The following is a 3,156-nucleotide window of genomic DNA, read 5'->3' on the forward strand; positions in this document are numbered from 1 at the left end:
TCCGCTGGACCGCGCCCGCCGACACCATCATCGGCAAGCACCAACGCGGGAAACGTCTGCTGGAATCACTCCACTAGGTAGTCGGTAAAAGTTGCTGTCACTCGCTTGGATTGGGAATGGCGTTTTGGTATCTGAATGCTTTGCTGGCGAGTTTACAGATGCGCACCGTCTTCCTCGGCGCCTATGGCTACGGCAACCTGGGCGACGAGCTCTGCCTGATCGAGGCCCTCCAGGCCTTCCCAACCTCGGACGCGCACGCCTTCTCGGTCAACCCGTCCTGGACCATGCGCTGCGTCCCCGACCTCGCCGGCTGCTTCCCGGGGGGCGAGGAGATGCTGGCGCTCAACCCCGCCCGCATCGTCTTCGGCGGCGGCATGTTCGGCGTGGTGGACGCCTTCCGCTACTGGATGCCCTACCTGGCCCGCGCCATGGCGGCGGGGGCAGAAATCCACCTGCACAACCTCGGTGTAGCTAGGCTCGCAAGTGATCAGTGCTGGCCAGACGCCACGGCACGCCACGTTTTCGCCAACCTTGCTAGTCTCTCGGTGCGCGATCCGCTTTCAATTCAGTTTTTAGCAGAAGTGGGTATCGCTCAATTGCCTCGCATCACATTCTTTCCGGAAGCAAAAATAGCTGCCGATCCAGCCTTGGCCGAGTCTCTTGTTGGTCCGCCTCGCGAGGGCGGCCCCAAACTCCTCGGAATCTCAATTATTCCTTCTGCAAAAATGCGCGATTGTTTGCGCCACGACGCGCATCGCGTGGTTGCTGCACTGGCAGAATTTGTGAGCTACACCATTGTCCCGATTGTCAGCACGATTCATGTTACCAGCACAGAAGAAGATGATATGACAGGCGTCATTGATTTTTTGCAAACCTTTATTCCCAATGCCCCGATCGTGGCTCCGCTGCTTCTCGACCGCGCATTTTGGCTGACAAACATGACGCCTCGGCGCCTGAAGGGACTGATTGCGCGTTGTGATGTGATGGTGACCCAGCGCAAGCATAACGCGATCCATGCCATCGGCGCGGGAGTTCGGGTCATTGGATTGCACCCTTTAACTGACGATAGCTTAAGGCGTACTTTTACTACTCTCACAAATGATCTGCCACCGGGATCGCTCTGTATCGGGCTCGATAGAGAAACAACATCAGACCGACCGGCCGCGACTTGATCTGCTGACCGTGGTTCCAGCCAGGGATAAGTTGGATCGGTCGAGGAGCATGGGACGGTGCGACGGAGCCGGTTCCCTGGGAGTCAGAGCCTCGGAATTTTAAAGGAGCACGAGGCGGGGCGGTTGGGGGCGGATATCTGCCGCAAGCACACGATGAGCGACCAGACGTTCTACACCCGGAACTCTAGGCTGCGTGGACAAACTGGCGCCTTGGGGATTCCCATCGGGCCTCGGGCGTGATTCCACGCTGATCTCTGGCATGGAGATCGGCTTTGATCCGCGGGCTGCTGACGGATTAGGAGTGGTCATTCTTCGAACCCTTCGTGGTGTCGGCCAGTCCGCTTGGCGGCAGGCCCGCTCGCGATCACCGTCGGGTGCTGGATGCCATCTTCTGGGTGGCGCGCACCGGCGTTCCTTGGCGTGACCTGCCCTCTGAACTCGGCAACTGGAACTCGGTATTCCGCCAGTTCAGACGCTGGACCGCCTCCTGCCTGTGGGACGTGATGCTCGAGGCCTTGTCCGATGGCGGCGGCGAGGCCGACCTCCTGCAGATGATCGACAGCACCAGCATCCGGGCGCACCACTGCGCCGCCGGCGGAAGGGGGGGACTCATCGCCAGGGTCTTGGGCGCTCGGTAACCGTCGTCTGGCACCCACCGAGCGGCGCGTGTAGAAGTCTGCACTTGATCTGACGGTCATCGAATTGGCGTGGCGGGTGTCCGCCAGGTCGAAGCTGTCAGGCGCTGCGGGTCATGCGGCCTCGCCGATCTGCTGCTTTTCGCGCGCGATCGGCTGGCTGTCCAGGAAGGTCTGCATCGGCGTCTTGCCGAAGCACCAGCGGCCCTGATGGGTGCGCGCCTCGTTGTATTGCTTCATCCAATCATCGAGGTCGGCCTGCAACTCCTCGATGGTGCGGTAGACCTTCTTGCGGAAGGCGACGCGGTAGAACTCGTCGAGCATCGTCTTGTGGAAGCGCTCGCAGATGCCGTTGGTCTGCGGGCTCTTCGTTCGGGTTCGCGTGTGGTCGATGTCCTCGACGGCCAGGTAGAGCTCATACTCGTGCCGGTCATGCGCGCCGCAATACACGGTGCCGCGATCGGTTAGCACGCGGTCTATGCGCAGGCCGCGCTCGTCGAAGAAGGGGATCACCCGGTCGTTCAGCAACTCAGCCGCAGTCAGCGCGGTCTTGCGGTCGTAGAGCTTGGCGAAGCCCACCTTCGAGTAGGTATCTATCGCGGTCTGCTGGTAGACCCACCCCACCCCTTTCAGGGTGCCGACGTAGAAGGTGTCCTGCGCGACGCAGTAGCCAGGGTGTTCGCTTTCGAACTCGCCATGGGCCTCCTTGTTGGCCTTGGCCGTCTCCAGCGCGACGAGCGGGGCCTCGGTCAGCACGCCGCCCTCCTGCGCCACCTGCGCTTCGAGCGCCTTCAGCCGCTGCTTCATGGTGGTGAGGTCGTGGCGCAGCCATATGTTGCGCACGCCGAAGGGGGAGACCTCGATGCCCCTCTGTCGCAACTCGTTGGCCACCCGTGCCTGGCCCCAGGCAGGCTGCTCGACGGCCATTCCTACGACTGCCGCCTCGACCTCCGGCGCCACGCGGTTCTTGAGGTTCGGCTTGGCCTTCGTCATCTCGGCCAGCGCCAACTCGCCACCGCGGTCGTAGAGGTCGCGGAAGCGGTAAAAGCTGTCGCGCGAATAGCCGAGCACGCGGCAGGCCTGGGTCACGTTGCCAAGCTGCTTGGCGAGCTCCAGCAGGCCAACCTTGGCGCGGATCACCTTCCGTTCGGTCTGGGTCATGGGGCTCTCCCATTGGGCCGGCCGGGGCGCTGCGCTTCGCCTATGGCTCCGCGCCCCGGCCTCTCTCCCCGCCGATCATACCAACCGTCCGGTCAAGTCGAAACTTCTACACATCGAGGAGGTGCTCGACCTCCCAGACCAGGGCTGCCCCTGCTGCGGGATCGCCATGCGCCGGATCGGCGAGGATC

At 62.5% G+C, this 3,156-nt stretch carries 3 protein-coding genes and 1 pseudogene; 3 read left to right on the top strand and 1 reads right to left on the bottom strand.

Annotated features, from left to right (window positions below; translation table 11 throughout):
- The first annotated feature begins 158 nt into the window (after nucleotides 1–158).
- The 3 genes and pseudogenes from G3576_RS30875 to G3576_RS30880 form a co-directional block, all read left to right on the top strand.
- Entirely contained in the window at nucleotides 159–1,172 is a 1,014-nt protein-coding gene (locus G3576_RS30875) for a polysaccharide pyruvyl transferase family protein (RefSeq protein ID WP_164698317.1), read from the top strand.
- Nucleotides 1,173–1,229: 57 nt separating this feature from the next.
- On the top strand, nucleotides 1,230–1,412 hold the full coding sequence (locus G3576_RS32695; RefSeq protein ID WP_328730202.1) for a transposase: 183 nt from the start codon (nucleotides 1,230–1,232) through the stop codon (nucleotides 1,410–1,412).
- A 59-nt stretch (nucleotides 1,413–1,471) separates the two neighbouring features.
- Nucleotides 1,472–1,806 (top strand): annotated as a pseudogene (locus G3576_RS30880) (IS5 family transposase); the annotation flags it as partial.
- 115 nt (nucleotides 1,807–1,921) lie between these two features.
- Here the strand turns inward: G3576_RS30880 and G3576_RS30885 are convergent.
- On the bottom strand, nucleotides 1,922–2,968 hold the full coding sequence (locus tag G3576_RS30885; RefSeq protein ID WP_164698319.1) for an IS481 family transposase: 1,047 nt from the start codon (nucleotides 2,966–2,968) through the stop codon (nucleotides 1,922–1,924).
- Between the last annotated feature and the right edge of the window lie 188 nt (nucleotides 2,969–3,156).

Source organism: Falsiroseomonas algicola (genome assembly GCF_011040385.1).
In the GTDB taxonomy this organism is placed as follows: Bacteria; Pseudomonadota; Alphaproteobacteria; order Acetobacterales; family Acetobacteraceae; genus Falsiroseomonas; species Falsiroseomonas algicola.

Bases quoted from the DNA above. Each gene is read 5' to 3' on its own strand.
- G3576_RS30875 (WP_164698317.1), top strand. From the start codon at position 159: ATGCGCACCGTCTTCCTCGGCGCCTATGGCTACGGCAACCTGGGCGAC.
- G3576_RS30885 (WP_164698319.1), bottom strand. From the start codon at position 2,968: ATGACCCAGACCGAACGGAAGGTGATCCGCGCCAAGGTTGGCCTGCTG.